At 63.8% G+C, this 15,434-nt stretch carries 14 protein-coding genes; 4 read left to right on the top strand and 10 right to left on the bottom strand.

Going from position 1 to position 15,434, the window contains the following annotated elements:
- Positions 1-8: 8 nt before the first annotated feature.
- Complete coding sequence (gene pxpA, locus EK416_RS12720) at positions 9-785, bottom strand: 5-oxoprolinase subunit PxpA (protein ID WP_127078046.1); 777 nt, start codon at positions 783-785, stop codon at positions 9-11.
- Positions 786-791: 6 nt separating this feature from the next.
- Positions 792-1,517 (bottom strand): SDR family oxidoreductase, encoded by a 726-nt coding sequence (locus tag EK416_RS12715; protein WP_127078044.1) that lies wholly within the window; start codon positions 1,515-1,517, stop codon positions 792-794.
- Between the two features lie 78 nt (positions 1,518-1,595).
- On the opposite strand from EK416_RS12715, the gene aptA reads away from it, so the two are divergent.
- Positions 1,596-2,939: an omega-aminotransferase AptA gene (gene aptA / locus EK416_RS12710; RefSeq protein ID WP_127078042.1), complete on the top strand. Its 1,344-nt coding sequence runs from the start codon at positions 1,596-1,598 to the stop codon at positions 2,937-2,939.
- Positions 2,940-3,061: 122 nt separating this feature from the next.
- On the opposite strand, the gene EK416_RS12705 is transcribed toward aptA, so the two are convergent.
- The 8 genes from EK416_RS12705 to EK416_RS12670 all read right to left on the bottom strand — a co-directional run bounded on the left by EK416_RS12705 (position 3,062) and on the right by EK416_RS12670 (position 12,353).
- Entirely contained in the window at positions 3,062-6,718 is a 3,657-nt protein-coding gene (locus EK416_RS12705) for an AsmA family protein (RefSeq protein ID WP_127078040.1), read from the bottom strand.
- 246 nt (positions 6,719-6,964) lie between these two features.
- The gene (locus EK416_RS12700) at positions 6,965-7,666 is read right to left on the bottom strand and encodes a superoxide dismutase (protein WP_127078038.1); all 702 of its coding nucleotides are present in this window, start codon (positions 7,664-7,666) and stop codon (positions 6,965-6,967) included.
- 111 nt (positions 7,667-7,777) lie between these two features.
- Positions 7,778-8,245: a copper chaperone PCu(A)C gene (locus EK416_RS12695; RefSeq protein WP_127078036.1), complete on the bottom strand. Its 468-nt coding sequence runs from the start codon at positions 8,243-8,245 to the stop codon at positions 7,778-7,780.
- An 84-nt stretch (positions 8,246-8,329) separates the two neighbouring features.
- Positions 8,330-8,701 (bottom strand): hypothetical protein, encoded by a 372-nt coding sequence (locus EK416_RS12690; RefSeq protein ID WP_127078034.1) that lies wholly within the window; start codon positions 8,699-8,701, stop codon positions 8,330-8,332.
- A 124-nt stretch (positions 8,702-8,825) separates the two neighbouring features.
- Entirely contained in the window at positions 8,826-9,638 is an 813-nt protein-coding gene (gene proC / locus EK416_RS12685; RefSeq protein WP_127078032.1) for a pyrroline-5-carboxylate reductase, read from the bottom strand.
- Entirely contained in the window at positions 9,635-10,132 is a 498-nt protein-coding gene (locus EK416_RS12680) for a type III secretion system chaperone family protein (RefSeq protein ID WP_127078030.1), read from the bottom strand. Before EK416_RS12680 ends, proC begins: the two co-directional genes overlap by 4 nt.
- 419 nt (positions 10,133-10,551) lie before the next feature.
- Positions 10,552-10,839 carry an accessory factor UbiK family protein gene (locus EK416_RS12675; RefSeq protein ID WP_127078028.1) on the bottom strand — a complete coding sequence of 96 codons (288 nt, stop codon included), beginning with the start codon at positions 10,837-10,839 and terminating at the stop codon, positions 10,552-10,554.
- Between the two features lie 386 nt (positions 10,840-11,225).
- Positions 11,226-12,353, bottom strand: a complete 1,128-nt coding sequence (locus tag EK416_RS12670; protein WP_127078026.1) for an ABC transporter substrate-binding protein — start codon at positions 12,351-12,353, stop codon at positions 11,226-11,228.
- Between the two features lie 555 nt (positions 12,354-12,908).
- Here EK416_RS12670 and EK416_RS12665 point away from each other — a divergent pair.
- Genes EK416_RS12665 through EK416_RS12655 form a run of 3 tightly spaced genes read left to right on the top strand, consistent with a single transcriptional unit; the run spans position 12,909 to position 15,422 of the window.
- Entirely contained in the window at positions 12,909-13,928 is a 1,020-nt protein-coding gene (locus EK416_RS12665) for an ABC transporter permease (RefSeq protein ID WP_127078024.1), read from the top strand.
- Entirely contained in the window at positions 13,922-14,719 is a 798-nt protein-coding gene (locus EK416_RS12660; protein ID WP_127078022.1) for an ABC transporter ATP-binding protein, read from the top strand. The genes EK416_RS12665 and EK416_RS12660 overlap by 7 nt, the downstream gene beginning before the upstream one ends.
- Positions 14,625-15,422 carry a DUF1847 domain-containing protein gene (locus EK416_RS12655; protein WP_245434047.1) on the top strand — a complete coding sequence of 266 codons (798 nt, stop codon included), beginning with the start codon at positions 14,625-14,627 and terminating at the stop codon, positions 15,420-15,422. The genes EK416_RS12660 and EK416_RS12655 overlap by 95 nt, the downstream gene beginning before the upstream one ends.
- The last annotated feature ends 12 nt before the right edge of the window (positions 15,423-15,434 follow it).

Here is a 15,434-nt window from a genome sequence, read left to right as displayed (position 1 = left end):
TCCATCGATCACACAGCCGACGCGACGGATGGCGAGAGAGGGCGCAATTCCACGCCCACCTGTTCGAGCGCGCGGCGAACCGCTTTCGCGACGGCGACCGCGGCGGGCTCGTCGCCATGGATGCACAGCGTATCGACTTCGAGCTTCACCTTGCCGCCGCCCGCCGTGTAGGCCACGCCTTCCGTCGCGAGCCGGAGCGCCTGCAACGCGGCGGCGTCGGCGTTCGCGATGACCGCGCCCGGTTCGTCGCGCGGCACGAGCGAGCCGTCCTCGCGATAGAGCCTGTCGCAGAAGCCTTCGCGCGCGAAAGCAAGGCCCGCGAGATTGGCAGCCCTTTCAAGCTCGGACCCAGGCGGCCCAACAAGGATCAGCCGCTCGTCTACGGTGCGCACGGCTCCCGCGATCGCGCCCGCACAGGCCGCGTCCTCCGCGGCGATGGTGTAAAGCGCACCATGCGGTTTCACATGGCGTAGCGGTGCCGCAGCATAGGCCGCGAGCGCCTGAAGAGCGCCGATCTGATACGCCACCATATATTCGAGTTCGCGCGCGGCCATCGGGATCGCGCGACGGCCGAAACCCCACAGGTCGTTGAAGCCGGGGTGCGCGCCGAGCGCCATGCCGCGCGCCGCCGCCTGAACCGCGAGGCCATGCATGATGGTGGGATCGCCGCCGTGGAAGCCGCAAGCGACGTTCGCGGACGTGACGATGCCGACAAGCTCCTCGTCATGCCCGATGCGATAGGCGCCAAAACCTTCGCCCATATCCGCATTGAGATCGATGTGCATCGCACTCTACTCCCGATAGATCATCTTCCGGGTCATCCCGCCGTCGACGATAAGCTCCGAGCCTGTCATGAAGCCGGACTCGCGTGAAAGTAGAAATGCCACCGCAGCCGCGATATCGGCTGGCACGCCGACGCGCCCGGCGGGATGTTGCGCGTGATCTTCCGCCGAAAGCACCGCGCTTTCGTCGACGTTGATCCATCCCGGCGAAATACAATTCACGCGCACGTCCGGCCCGAGCGTGACCGCCAGCGAATGCGTCAGCGCGACGAGGCCGCCCTTGCTGGCGGAGTAGGCGAAGGTGTCTGGCTCCGACATATGCGCGCGCGTCGACGCGATCAGCACCATGCCGCCTTTCGCGGACCGCAGATGCGCTTCCCCATGCTTCGCGAGCAAGAATGCCGCCGTGAGATTCGTGGCGAGGACGCGGTTCCAGTCTTCGAGCGAGGTTTCGGCGAGCGGGGTTCGCTGCATGATCCCCGCGTTCGACACGATGGCGTCGATGCCGCCGAAGCGCGTGGCGGCCTCCGAAACGAGCCGGCTTACATCCGCCTCGCTTGATACGTCGCAGGCGACGGCGCAGCCCGCGACCTGCCCGGCGACCTCGGCTGCGCGCGCCTTGTCTCTATCGGCGCAGACGCAGACGTAGCCTTGTGCCGCAAGTTCGCGCGCCACGCCCGCACCGATGCCGTTGCCCGCACCGGTAATCACCGCGACCCTTGCACTTTTCGACATCTGATTTCCTTTCCGTGCATTCGGCTTGTGACAACGCCCTCAGAGGTTTAAACCCCGTTGCCAAAAGAGGTTACGCACATGAACCAGAATTCGAGCGCTGCCGCCCCGTTGTCCAACGAACTCGACATGTCGGCCTACTGGATGCCGTTCACGGCGAACCGCCAGTTCAAGGCCAGCCCCCGCGTGCTCGTCGAGGCGCAAGGTATGCATTATACCGCGATCGATGGCCATAAGGTTCTCGATGGCGTGGCGGGGCTCTGGTGTGTGAACGCGGGCCACGCGCGGCCGCAAATCGCGGAAGCCGTGGAGCGTCAGCTTCTGAAGATGGACTATGCGACCGCGTTCCAGATCGGGCATCCGGGCGCATTTGAACTGGCGGCGCGGCTCGCGCGCATCGCGCCGAAGGGCCTCGACCGGGTCTTCTTCGCGAATTCCGGTTCCGAGGCGGTCGAATCGGCTCTCAAGATCGCGCTCGCCTACCATCATGCGCGAGGGCAGGGCCAGCGCACGCGATTCGTCGGTCGCGAAAAGGGCTATCACGGGGCTAATTTCGGCGGCATGTCGGTCGGCGGCCTCGTTAACAACCGCCGCGCCTTCGGAGCGCTCCTTCCCTATGTCGACTATCTGCCGCACACGCTCGACATCAAGCGCAACGCCTTTACAAAGGGCCAGCCGGAGCACGGCGCGGAACTTGCCGAGGCGCTCGAAGGCATCATCGCCCTGCATGGCGCCGACACCATCGCGGGCGTGATCGTGGAGCCCATGTCCGGCTCGGCAGGCGCGATCCTGCCGCCGAAGGGCTATCTCGAACGGCTCCGGGCGATTTGCGACCGACACGGGCTGCTCCTCATCTTCGACGAGGTCATCACGGGCTTCGGGCGCATGGGCGCCGCCTTCGCTTCGCAGGCGTTCGGCGTCGTGCCCGACATTTTCACCGTGGCGAAAGGCATCACCAACGGCGCGATCCCCATGGGCGCCGCCATCGCGAAGCGCCAGATTCACGACGCCATCATGCAGGGGCCGGAACACGTCATCGAGCTGTTCCACGGCTACACCTATTCCGGCCACCCCGTGGCCTGCGCGGCGGGGCTCGCAACGCTCGACATCTACGAAGGCGAAGGGCTTTTCGAGCGCGCTGCCACACTCGCGCCGGCCTGGGAAGAGGCCGTGCATTCGCTCAGGGGCGAGCCCCACGTCGTCGACATCCGCAATCAGGGACTCGTTGCGGGCATCGAGCTTGCGCCGCGCGCCGACGGGGCGGGCAAGCGCGCCTTCGAGGTCTATCAGGACTGTTTCGCGAACGGTGTGCTCGTGCGACAGGGCGGTGAAATCATCGCGCTCTCGCCCCCGCTGATCGTGACCGAGAGCCAGATCGGCGAGATCGTGCATGCGCTGCGCAACGCGCTCCGACGCGTCGCCTAGGGTTAGATCCGATCGTCGATCCTACCTGATGGATGTATCCGCTTTTGAACTCTGAAGAGACGATTTTACCGGTCTGATTGCGATCGATCAGATCGGGCGGGCTCCGGATTAGCGTTCGCCCTTCAACGCCCGCCTTGCGGCGCGAGCGTATCGCGGATGCGCTTGTCGAAGTCCGCCGACGACGGATCGGATGGCAGGCGCGCCGGTGTAGCGCCGGGCTGTTTCGCCGAAGACGAGTTCGGACTGCGGCGGGGGCGCGGCGCGGGCTCCTGCGCCGTCGTCCACGATGAAGTCTGGGCGGGCGTGGCAGGTGGCTGCGGCAGAGCCATCGGGGCGGGCTGCGACGTTTGAACGGACTGAGACGGCTGCGGCCTGTTCAGGCTTTCAAGCCGTGCAATGTCGTTTTCCATCTTGCGGACCATCACGGCGCGAACAAACGCCTCGGCCGACAGCGAGCGCCGCGCGGTGCCCAACTCGCGCAGCGGCCCCGCGAGGATGAGCTTGACCGGTGGCCATTTGCGTCGGTCCGAACTGACGCCGACCTGCCACGTTGTGTCCGCCTGCATGGTTGCGAGGTCGAGGTCGGCCTGCATGCGAATGGTGCCGTCGCGGAGATGGCGGAACGAGGCGCGCGGAATTTCCAGCGTGCCGTCGCGGATGACGAGCGGAAACCGCAGCTTGCGGAATTTGAAGTCTCCCGATTGCAGCGCGTCCTGTGCCTTGCGTGCGATGACATCTTCCGCGAGGGGCGCGCTGGCCGACTGCAAATCGTCTCCGCTTTTCTGCAGCGCGGCCGGGGAAAGCCTCGCGAGTTGGCCTTCCGAAAGCGCAATCGCCCCCTTGCCGCCGAGAACTGCGATAAGCCCGCGCGGACTGAGCCCCTGACCGGACGCCTTGACGATCAGAGAAACGCGGCCCTGCATGAGCGGCGGCGAATTTTGCGCCGGCAGAAGCGAAAGATCCGCATTCGCAAGAGAGATGTTCGCGGTTGCCTTGACGGTGGGGCCTTTCGCGTCGAGCACGAGCGACCCCGCCAGCGTGCCGCCGAGCGCCTTGCCTTCGAGCTTGCGGATGTCGAGGCGCCCATTGTCGAGCACCGCGGAAACTTGCGAATCGGAAAGCGCAAAGCCGTCGCCAATCTTGAGCGTCCGCACGCCAAGCGCGATGCGGGCTGTGGTTTCCTCGAACGCGATCTTGTTGAACGGGCGCTCGCTCCAGAGCGGAGACGCGTCGCTCGGAGCGGTTTCGTTGGCGGGCGGAGCGAGGAACTGACCAAGCAACGACGGGAGCGACAACTGGTCTGCGCTCAGGGAGGCTTCGATGCCCAACTGTTCGGCGAGGATGGCGGCGAGCGTGCCATTGATGGCATTGCGCCCGGACTCGGCCTTGAGCTTCGTAGCTTCGATGCGTTCGGGCGTCGCCGTGACCGTAGCCTCGACACGGAGCGGCGCTTTGGTGTCCGCGCCGAGCAGCGCCAGAAGCGGCGCCGACAGGAATTGCTCCGGCGATGGTGCCGTTGCGGAAACCTTGCCTGAGAACAAAGGCTTCTGTTCCTTCATCTCGGTGGCGCCGTCGACCTGCGCCTGCAAGGCTTGCGTCTTGAGGGTGCCCGACGTGTCGAACCGCTGCGATGTGCCCGAAAGGCGAAGGTTGAGCGTGCCGGGGGAAGGAGTCGAGGACGCGGGGGCGGCTTTCGGGTAAAGAAGCGCAAGGAGCTTGTTGCCATCGGCCGAGGATGCGCCGATCTGTGCCGTGAACGGCGTCGTCCGCCAGTCTGCGAGATTGCCCCTGATCTGCGCGCGGCCATCGACACGGACATCGCCGAGCGAGCCGGAAATCAGCGCCGCGCCGCCTTGTCCTCTCGTCTCCGCTCCGTAGTTGATCGCGAGCAGGGCCGGAGCCATCATCCGGGTCCGCGCGCCAAGTTGATCCGGTGCGACGCCGAGAAGGGCGGCGGCTTGAGCGACAGCTTCCGGCGTGCGCGCCTCGACGCGTCCCTCGAACCTTCCTTGGGCGGCGGTCTTCAGCGCCACGGCGCCTTCGCCCTGCACCGAGAGGCCGTCGAGCGTCTCGGCGCTGAGCTTCGTGACGGTCACAAGATCCGGATTGAACCTGATTTGCGCGGCGAGATTCTTCGCGTGAACGAGACTTGTGTGAAGTTCGCCGGCGGAAAGGCTGATCTCGCCGGTCTTGATGTCGGAAACGTCTTCGCCGAAGAAAGGCGCCAGCTGCGAGAGTGTCCCTTGCCACACCGACTTCAGCGCGTCGGTTGAAAAGGCATCAGCGTCTTTTCCCGCATCTGCCCCGGCGAGGACAAATCGGTCGCCTGCCAGCGTGAGCGAAAGTCGACGAACCGGCTGGCTGTCCAGTCTGACGCCACCGGTGAAGGGTGCGCCGTCAATCGTTCCGGAAAGGTCTTCGAGCGCCGCGATGGTCTCGGAGAGTTTGAGCCCGCCCGTGAACGCGATGGATCGCGCTGGCGAATTCTTGCCGTCCGTTTCCGGTGCCATCCAGCGGGTGAGTCGCGGAAGGTGCCGTGCATCGATGGAAAGCTTGCCCGCCAGTTCGGATTTGCCGCTGTCGCGGGCGAGCGAGCCGGTAAAGCCGAGCGTCGTGTCGCCGGGAAGGGTGGCCCCGACGCTTGAGAACGCCCAGCCGTCGCCGTTGCGCGCGCCTTCGAGCTTCAGATTGTCGATGAAGTCATCCTTCAACTGCACATGCTCTGCCGCGAGGTCGAGCCGCACAGGCATTTCTGGATAAAGCCAGAGCAGGCGGTCGGTTGCGGCGCGAGTTTCGTCCCATTGCTTCCCGGCAGTGACAGCCCATCCAGCCGCGGGGTTCGCCTTCGCCAGCAAGGCGTCCGCGTCGAGCGATTTCGCGCGAAGAGAGAATTCGGCCGGGGCGGTTCCGGCGAATGGAATTTTCGCGCGACCAGCCAGGATCTGAGGCCGGTTCGCGCCGTCGAGAGTCAGCACGAGGTCGGAAAGCGACGCGCTGTCGAGATCGACTTTTGCCCGCGCGCTCGCCTGCACGTCCAAGGGCGCGCCGAGCCCCGCCGTCTTCGGTGCGTTCAGCGTCAGCGCACCTTCAAAGGTCGGAGCGAAGCCCGGGCGAAGGACGCCGTCCGCATGGAGAACCGTCTTGCTGGCAAGCTCCGTTGCGCTGCCTGCGAGCTTGATGCCTGAGCCCTGCGCGATCTGGGCGATGATTTTCAGGTCGAACCGGCGGTTGTCGAAGGTGGCCTTCACGTTTGTGCGGTAGGGCGCCCCGCGTGAAGCGGCCGTGACCTTTCCATCGATGCCGGAAATCGTAAGCGGCGCGCCATGTCCGGGGACGAAGGTGAAGCGACCGCCCTCCACCTCCAGCGAGCGGACATCCGCCGCAAACGGGAGCGCGAGTTCAGCCGTGCTCACGCTCGCGCCGCCGCGCGACGCTCCCTGAACGATGACCACGGGGCGAACCAGCTTCAGACGGCTTGCCTCCACGTGCCCGCCGATGAGCCCTTGCAGGGAAAGCGACAGATCGAGCGCTTCCGCGCTCAGAGCGAGCCTGTCGCCCGGAGCGGGATCGGTCGCGATCTTCGAGGCGCGCACATGCGGCTCTGGCAGGAGCGCGATGTCGATATCACCGACGATGCGAATCTTCTGGCCGAAAAGGGTGGATGCCGCCTCTTCGATGTCGGGCCGAAATGCGTTCCAGTCCAGAAAGGCGGGCACGGTGAAGGCCGCGCCGATGAGGAGCACCAGAAGCGTCGCGAATGTTGCCAGGAGGCGGCCCAAAACGATTCCTCTTTGATCAGGGGTACGAAGAACGCGTGCCGTGCTTCGAGCTTGACGTATCGATCTGAAAGAAGGCTTGCAAGGGGCAGGGGCGAAATCTCACTTTACACAGGCGTCGACCCCGATTCGGATTGTGCCAGATTTTGCCCGCTCCCGCGCGCCCTTCCACATTGGCGCATCGAAGACTTCCACAGTTGCGTTGCGCCGGCAAAGCCTGTCGCCGGTCGGCGTTGAAATCGAGCGGCGTCAAATGGTAAGAGCGCCTCGTCTCGCAGCCTCGTAGCGCTCGGCGATCTTGTTCCAATCGACCACCGACCACCAGGCGCGGAGATAGTCGGCGCGGCGATCGTTGTATTTCAAATAATAGGCGTGCTCCCAGACATCATTGCCGAACAGAACGCGCTCGCCATCTATCAAGGGTGTGTCCTGATTCGGCTTCGTTGTGATGCCGAGCTTGCCATCCCGGTCGACGGTGACGAAAACCCAGCCCGAGCCGGTGAGCCCCACGCCCGCGTTATTGAAGGCGGTCCGCAGATTCTCGAAGCTGCCGAAGTCGCGCGCGATGGCTGCCGCAAGATCGCCGGATGGATCCCCGCCGTCCCCGCCCATGATCTGCCAGAACATGCTGTGATTGGCGTGGCCGCCCGCGTTGGTCCGCACGGCCGCCCTTACGGATTCGGGCACCGAGGAAAGCGAGGCCAATATCTCGTGCAGCGGTTTCTTCGTCCACCCACCGCCTTTCGACGCCGCCGCCTTCAGCTTCTGCACGTAAGACGCATGATGGCGGTCGTGATGAAGCCGCATGGTTTCGGAGTCGATGGCGGGCTCGTTCCTGTTATAGGCGTAAGGCAGGGCGGGAAGGGAGTAGGTACCCCCCGCGCCTTCGCGATGAAAGCCGAGCATCGCCGCGCCCGCCTTCAGCATGTTTCCCGTTATGTCTGATGGCATCGAAATCTCCCTGAATGAGAAAGCCGCAGGATTTTCCGCCCGCGGCTTCGTTTCAGGCTGCCTGATGAAAGCCCGCCGCCGCCTCGCTCAGGCGGCGCAAACATGAACACTTCAATGGGCTTTGTGATCCCCGGATGGCCCGCGCTGCACCCTCACTTCGAGGGCCAGCTGCCCGGCCTTCTCGAAAACGAGCGTGAGGGGGAAGGAAGTGCCCTCCTCAAGTCGTTGTTTGAGACCGAAAAGCATGATGTGAAGGCCGCCCGGCTTGAACTCGGCGGAAGTGCCCGGCGCGAGTTTCAACCCGCCCTGCACGGCCCGCATCCTGAGGACGCCGTTTTCTTCGACGTGCTCGTGGATCTCGGCCTTGTCCGCTACAGGCGTCGAGGCGGAAACGATCGTATCGGCGGTCTCGCCCCGGTTGCTGACCGAAAGGTAGACCGCGCCGGTTTTCGCAGCTTCGGCGGTTGGTCGCGCCCATGGGTGCAGGATCGAGATATCCTTCTGAAGGTAGGAGTGCGCGGAGGCTGCGGCGATGCCCGAAAGCGCGAGCGCGCCCGCTGCGAGCAGATATCTTTTCATGGTATCAATCCGTTTCGTTCTGTGTGTTGCGAAGAAGAGAAGCCGCAAGCCATCGCCACCGAGCGGAGGGCATCGGGCATTTTATTACGAAGGGATCGATACGGCCGGGGGCGCGCGTGGCCGGAAGGTGGAGAGGACGACAGCGCGAGGCGGATCGTTCGGAACAGGCGTAGTCCTCCGCTCCGCAATCCATCGCGGCTTCGGCGGGTGGAACTGCGGGACTGCCGCCGAGCTGACGCCATTGAACGCGAAGGGGCAGGGATCGTGCGTGCGGTCGACGGGGGCGTCGTTTCCCGAATCAGGCGCCGTTTGAGTGAGCCCCCGGCAAACGACGAGCGCGAAACCGTTTTCCGACAGGACGGGCATCAATCCGCCCGCGAGCACGATGCGCGCCAGCGCTGCCGCTAACGCGAACCACAGCGCAACCGCGCGGTATTGGCCAAACGGTTTACCCATCACACCGCTGAACCGGTTGATTTGCCCGAACCTTACGCCAAGGGCCCTTTTTTTACCAAGCACACATTTGCGATGGGAGGTAACAGCAGGACCGAGGCGATACCGATGCGCGCAAGCCGCGCGGCTATTGGGACAGCTCGCGCGAGCGCCGCGCGGCAGCAGCGATGGCTTCGCGCATCAGCGCCTTGAGCCCTTCGTCTTTCGAAAGGACTGCGAGGGCGGCGGCGGTGGTGCCGCCGGGAGAGGTGACGTTCTCGCGCAGTTTCGCCGCTTCGAGCGGCGAGCGATGCATGAGTTCGCCAGCACCTTCCACTGTGGCCCGCGCGAGCTTCATCGCGAGGTCGGGCGGAAGCCCCGCCTCCTCGGCGGCATGCGCCAGACATTCGGCGAGATAGAACACGTAGGCCGGCCCCGACCCGGAGACGGCTGTCACGGCGTCGAGGTGCGCTTCGTCGTCGACCCAGACCACCTCGCCGACGGCATGCAAAAGCTTGTCGCACAAAGCGCGCTGGGCATCGGTTACATTGGCGTTGGGGAAAGCCCCGGTCACGCCGCGCCCGATCTCGGCGGGAAGGTTCGGCATGGCGCGCACGATGGCCGTGCCTTCGCGGAACTGGCCCGCGATGCCTGACACCGTCCGACCCGCCGCGATGGACAGCACCACCGTGTGAGGCCCGGCATGATGGGCGACCTCGGCCAGCACCTCGGGGAGCACCTGCGGCTTCACCGCGAGCACCATGACATCCGGCTCGTCCTCAGGGAGCATCGGGATGCCCTTGTCCTGAAGGAGCGCGCTCATTTGCGCCGAGGGCTGTGGCTCGCGCACGGCGATGGCGGAGGGCGGAAATCCTGCACGAAGCCAGCCGCGAAGAAGCGCGCCGCCCATGCGGCCCGCTCCGACGAGAAAGATCGATGAAGTCCGCCCGGTTTCGGTCACGCCTGCCCCTCGGTTTCAAAGATGGTGCTTGCCAATGCGTCTTCTGCGCGCTTTCCCGCCCACACGACGAACTGGAACGCCTGATAATAGCGCTCGCACGTGTCGATTGCAGCCTGCAAAAGCGCTTCGCACTGCTTCGCGGTCGGCTCGGCCCCGTTCAGCATCAAACCCTGCCTGTAGAGCAGAAGACCCTCGGAAGACCAGATGTCGAAATGTCCGAGCCAAAGCTGCTCATTGATCAGCACCAGAAGCCGATAGATCTCGGATATGCGGTTGCGCGGCACCTTGAAATCGAACGCGCACGCCATGTGCAGGCTTTCAAGGTCGTCCCGCCAGTTGAACGAGATATGATAATCGCACCACTCGCCCGCCACGGATACAGTCAACTCATCTTCGCTCGAACGCTCGAAGGTCCAATCCTGCACGCACGCAATCTGTTCCACGAGGTCCACGGGGTGTGAAAGTCGGTTGTAGTCCTGCCCGGCAGTGGTCATCCCAATTCCCTTCTGAGCTGCGGCGAGAGTGTTCCGGACATGCCCCACTACGACAACCGCCGTATTCGCCCGGTCTCACCGCATATGCTTGTCAGCCTATGGGGTGATCCGCCTGTCACGCGCAATCGCGTCGACACTTTCTCCACGGGGAAAACATCGTGGATGGGGCGTTAGCTCGATAGTGTTGCCGATGTGTCGACCGCGGGCGAAAAGCGGAGGAGGATAAGCCGCAATGGGCAGGGCCCGAACCGCGCCAGGCGCGCCGGAATAATGCCGCCAGTGACGGCGATTTGATCCGAGGCGCTGGCGAAAATCCCTGTTGCGGCACATGCAAATAGCCGCAAGCGACCAAGGCTCCGCTCACGTCACTCCGGGTCGATCACGGAACGCAAGCGAGGGAGCCTCCGCGCCGCCGCCGGTCAGACGGTTCCGCCATGAGTCGGCGCCGTGCCCTGCAGTCGGGCAACCGCAGCCTCAAGCTCGTCAACGCGCTTGGCGAGGCGCTCGTTTTCTTCGCGTGCCTTCAGTGCGATGGCCTTCACCGCCTCGAACTCTTCGCGCTGCGGAAGGTCCATGCTGCGAAAGAAGCGTTCCGCCTGGCTGCGCGCGGCGGTCTCGAATTCCTGCCGCGCGCCCTGAGCCGCGCCGGCCGCGTCCGTCATGAACTTGGCGATATCGTCGAAAAGCCGGCCCGTAGTCTGCGTCATGATCGATCCCCATGGAAATGTGGTTTGGCGCAACCTAATCACTGCGCGGTGCGGCTTCAAGCGCGCGCCGGCTCCATGAACCGATGAACTCGTTCGCGGTCGACCGGTTCTGTTTGACAGTGGGGCGATAACAAGGGCTTAGGGTACACGACACGCGCCCCGGGACCGGGCGCGCGCTCCCTTATGACGCAAGCAAGGCGCGCCCAGGTAACGAAACACTCGGGACTCGCGGCAGCGACGCTAAGGCGTCGTGCCTAGAAATCAGAAGCGGCGAGCGCTTTCGGGGGCGCCGATCAGCCTGCGTCGAATCCGACGCAGGCCCGATCTGTCTTTGTCGTGCGCGGTCACGATACTGGCGGGAGCACAAGGCGCCCGCCAAGGTCGTCTCAGCTGACCACATCCGCGTAGATGCGGTCGACAAATCGGGAGATGTCCGTCGAAGGCTTCAGCACGTTCACGAGTTTCAGTTCTTCGGCGTAAAGCGCCAGCTCCTTCTTGAGTTCGGCGCCGTTCGGGTGATGGCCGTGCGTGTGGTACTTCGCCAGATTCGTCACATCTTCGACCGTGGTCTTGCCGGCAGTATAAGGCACATAGGTCGCGGCGGCCTCCTCCGGATTTTGATGTGCATAGGACGCACCTTCCACGAGCGCACGAACGATGGCCGCAGCGGTGGATTTGTCCTCGCGCAGCGTTGTGCCACGCACGCCGATGAGGCAGCAGACGCGGCTCGCATATTCGTCGGTGAGGTTCGACGAAATTTCCACGAACTGACCGTCCTTCAGCCAGATATACGGCATCGGGTCGTTTTCGGCGAGCGCGTGCGCCTCGCCTTTCTCCACGGCGGTGCGAAGGAGCGGCAGCGGGAACGGGCGGAAATCGACATCCTTCTCCGGATCGAGCCCGGCTTTCTTGAGCCGCACAGAGAAGAAGTTCTTCGACGGTGAATTCATGTCGCTCACGGCCACCGTCTTGCCCTTGAGATCTTCGAGCTTCTTGATGTCGCTCGTCGCGGGCACGAGGAGGCGCAAGCAGCCGCCATGGGTGCTGCCCACGATCTTCACGTCGAAACCGCCTTCGAGCGGCTTCAGCCAGCGAAGCGCCATACCGACGGCGGCGTCGGCCTTGCCGGTGGCGATGGTTTCAAGAAGCTGGTCCGTCGAGCCCGAAAAGTTGACGAGTTCCACGTCGAGCCCGTGCTTGGCAAAGATGCCCTTCTCTTTCGTGGTCGTTATGCCGACGAGGCAGGCGGCCCCCGCATTCCAGGCGAGGCTCACTTTCTTCAGCGGTCCCGTGGCGGCTACGCTGTCCGCAACGCGGCATACGGCCGAATCGGGCAGGCCGGTCGGGAATGGCGGAATGGGCCCGGCAACGCTTCCTCGTGCCGAGAGCACAAACGGCGCCGCGAGGGCGACGGCGCCCGCGCCTGTCAGGATCGCGCGGCGGCTGATGACCGGCTGCGTTTCCGCAGGCGCCTTTTCATCTGCGTCGTCCGAATTCTGTGTGCCGTGGGTCATGATCATGTCCTCCGAAATTCCAGGCTCGGATTGCGCCCGGAAAAGCCGTCAAATTTCAGCCGATATCCTGACGAGGGCGATGGTTTTGGTCAAATTTAAACAAAAGGAAGGCCCATCAAAAATGAAGTATTCGCGGTGCAATCGGAGGCAATTATCGCCGATTTGCGGCTGGCGGCGGTCAGGTTTGCCAAAAGATCAAGTCAGGACGCAATTCCATCCCGTCCACCCGCTGAATGCGACTGCTTTTTGGCTTTTTCGCTGATGCGAAGGCGACGTCGTTGAACGCCGTAAGGGTGATGCAATCCGCAGTCCATATTTCCCGACAGAATGGAGCAAATCCCTTCGTACAACACCGTTTTGCGATAAATGAATCTTACCAAGTAACGATGCATTGAAATTAAATGCCCAAAAGGGAGGATGGCAAGCGTCAAAACGAAAAATATCGGTTGATGTGCGGGGCGCGCTACCCCTAAAATTGTCTCGTTCGCCGGCCTCGCCGCTGCGAACCGGATGTGTTTGTGCCGCGCTGGACGCAGGCCGCTTCTCGGGAGTTTCATGACCCTCATCACGACAACGCTGGAACAGGGAAGCGAAGCATCAAACCTTCCCCGGTCCCGTCCGGCGATCAAGACGTCCGCGCTGCTGCTCGCGTTCGCGGCGAGCGCGTCGTGGCTTGCGACGGCAAGCGTAACCTATCATATGCCCGACATTATCGATTTCGGACGCGTGACAGAATTCGCGGCGCTGAGCGTCTTCATTGCCGCCGCTCTTCTTGCTGGCGTCGTCGCGGGCATTTGGCAGCCCGCGCTTGGCGAGAAGGTGCGCCGCCTGCTGCCATGGTCGCTGGCACTCGGCGTTTTCACGCTGATCTGGCAGTTGCTCGCGGGCAAGCTCGGCCTTCTGCCGCAGCCTTTCTTTCCGCCGCCGCACGGGCTGCTGGAAGTCTTCACCGACGATTACCCGAAACTCATCGAAGGCGTGATCGCTTCGCTCAGGCTGGAATTTTTCGGCTTTGCACTTGGCGCCATCATCGGCTTCTGGGTGGGCGTCGCACTCGGCTGGTCGCGCACCTTCGGCTATTGGGTGCATCCTATCATGCGGTTCATAGGCCCCGTGCCGTCCATCGCGTGGCTTCCCATCGCCTTTTTCGCCTTCCCGTCGAGCTTCAGCGCCAGCGTTTTCCTCATCGCATTGACAACCGGTTTTCCGGTAGCCGTGCTGACGTGGTCCGGCGTCGCGAGCGTCAACCCAGCTTACTACGACGTGGCGCGGACGCTTGGCGCGAACGAACGCTTCCTCATCTTCAAGGTGGCAATCCCGGCTGCGCTGCCGCATGTCTTCGTCGGGCTGTTCATGGGGCTCGGTGCGTCCTTCGCCGTGCTTGTCACGGCTGAGATGATGGGCGTGAAGGCTGGCCTCGGTTTCTATCTTCAGTGGGCGCAGGGCTGGGCGGCTTACGCGAACATGTACGCGGCTTTGATCGTGATGGCGGTCATGTGCACGGGCCTCGTTTCCCTGCTGTTCAAGATTCGCGACCGTGTTCTCTCCTATCAGAAAGGCGATGTGAAATGGTGAGCGCTGTTGCTTATGCCGATGAGCCGGTTGCCGCCGCTGCACGGCCGCTCGACGTCCATGGCGTAACCCATTCGTTCACGCTCGAAGGCAAGCCGCTGCCGGTGCTGGCGGATGTCAATTTTCGTGTGACGCCGGGCGAATTCGTGGCGCTGCTCGGGCCGTCCGGCTGCGGAAAGTCGACGCTGCTGCGCCTCGTGGCCGGTCTCGACCAGCCCGTGCGCGGCGAGATCCGTGTCGACGACAAGGCGATAACCGGGCCCGACCCCTCGCGCGTCGTCGTGTTTCAGGATCCGACGCTCTATCCGTGGCGCAGCGTCTATGACAATGTGGCGCTCGGCCTCGAAGCCCAGGGACTGCTGAAGACGCGCCGCCACCGCGTGGATGAAGCGTTGGCGCTCGTGGGCCTCACGCCCTTCAAGAAAGCCTATCCCCATCAGCTTTCAGGCGGCATGGCCCAGCGCGTGGCGCTGGCTCGCGCGCTCGTCAACGACCCGGAATTCCTCATCCTCGACGAGCCGCTCGGCAAGCTCGACTCGCTGACGCGCATCTCGATGCAGGGCGAAATCGTGCGGCTCTGGCACCAGAAGGGCTTCACGGCGCTGCTCGTCACCCACGACGTCGAGGAAGCGCTCGTGATGGCGACGCGGATCATCGTATTCAGCGACCGCCCCGCCACCATCAAGGCGGATATCTCCGTTGATCGCGACTACCCGCGCCACCGCGACGATGCCCGTCTCGTGGAGCTTCGCCGTGAAATCCTCGGCCTTCTCGGCCTTGAAGCGACGTGGTGAGGCCGCGATGACCTACGAAGATCCGACATGCGCGCTGTGTCCCTCCACGGTGCAGGCGTGCAAGCAGGGCGAGGCTGAGGCGCGCGGGCCGGGCTTCTGCCCGAGCAAGGTCGATCCCGCGACCATCCTCGACGGCTGGTCCCTCTACGACGACGCGGAGACGCTGAAGATTGCGCAGGTATCGGCGCGCGTCGAGGCGGAAGGCTACTGCAAGTGGACGCGCGTCGAGGAAATCGTCGAGTTTTCGAAGCGCATGGGCTTCAAGAAGCTCGGCATCGCGAACTGCATCGGCCTGATCGAGCAGGCGAATGTGCTGTCCCGCATCCTCGAAAGCCACGGGTTCGAGGTGGTTTCGGTGTCGTGCAAGGCAGGGAACATCCCGAAGGAAGACATCGGCCTCAAGGACGGCGAGAAGATCAAGCCCGGCGGCTTCGAGCCGATGTGCAATCCCGTCACGCAGGCCGAGATGCTGAACCGCCACGGTTCCGAGTTCAATATCGTGCTCGGGCTCTGCCTCGGCCACGACAGCCTGTTTTTCAAATATGCCAACGGGCTTTCGACAGTGCTCGTCGCAAAGGATCGCGTGCTCGGTCATAACCCGATCGCCGCGCTGCAACTCGCCGATACGTATTACAGCCGCGTCTGGGGGCCGAACAAGCCCGACGCGAAGGCGAAGAAGGGCGGCAAGGCCAAGAAAAAATAGGAGGCGGTTTCC

The organism is Rhodomicrobium lacus, from assembly GCF_003992725.1.
Taxonomy (GTDB): domain Bacteria; phylum Pseudomonadota; class Alphaproteobacteria; order Rhizobiales; family Rhodomicrobiaceae; genus Rhodomicrobium; species Rhodomicrobium lacus.
Note: the sequence above shows the minus strand (reverse complement) of the source record. Positions and strands in the feature narration are given on the sequence as shown.

Bases quoted from the DNA above. Each gene is read 5' to 3' on its own strand.
- pxpA (WP_127078046.1), bottom strand. From the start codon at position 785: ATGCACATCGATCTCAATGCGGATATGGGCGAAGGTTTTGGCGCCTAT.
- EK416_RS12715 (WP_127078044.1), bottom strand. From the start codon at position 1,517: ATGTCGAAAAGTGCAAGGGTCGCGGTGATTACCGGTGCGGGCAACGGC.
- aptA (WP_127078042.1), top strand. From the start codon at position 1,596: ATGAACCAGAATTCGAGCGCTGCCGCCCCGTTGTCCAACGAACTCGAC.
- EK416_RS12700 (WP_127078038.1), bottom strand. From the start codon at position 7,666: ATGCCATCAGACATAACGGGAAACATGCTGAAGGCGGGCGCGGCGATG.
- EK416_RS12695 (WP_127078036.1), bottom strand. From the start codon at position 8,245: ATGAAAAGATATCTGCTCGCAGCGGGCGCGCTCGCGCTTTCGGGCATC.
- EK416_RS12690 (WP_127078034.1), bottom strand. From the start codon at position 8,701: ATGGGTAAACCGTTTGGCCAATACCGCGCGGTTGCGCTGTGGTTCGCG.
- EK416_RS12680 (WP_127078030.1), bottom strand. From the start codon at position 10,132: ATGACCACTGCCGGGCAGGACTACAACCGACTTTCACACCCCGTGGAC.
- EK416_RS12675 (WP_127078028.1), bottom strand. From the start codon at position 10,839: ATGACGCAGACTACGGGCCGGCTTTTCGACGATATCGCCAAGTTCATG.
- EK416_RS12670 (WP_127078026.1), bottom strand. From the start codon at position 12,353: ATGACCCACGGCACACAGAATTCGGACGACGCAGATGAAAAGGCGCCT.
- EK416_RS12665 (WP_127078024.1), top strand. From the start codon at position 12,909: ATGACCCTCATCACGACAACGCTGGAACAGGGAAGCGAAGCATCAAAC.
- EK416_RS12660 (WP_127078022.1), top strand. From the start codon at position 13,922: ATGGTGAGCGCTGTTGCTTATGCCGATGAGCCGGTTGCCGCCGCTGCA.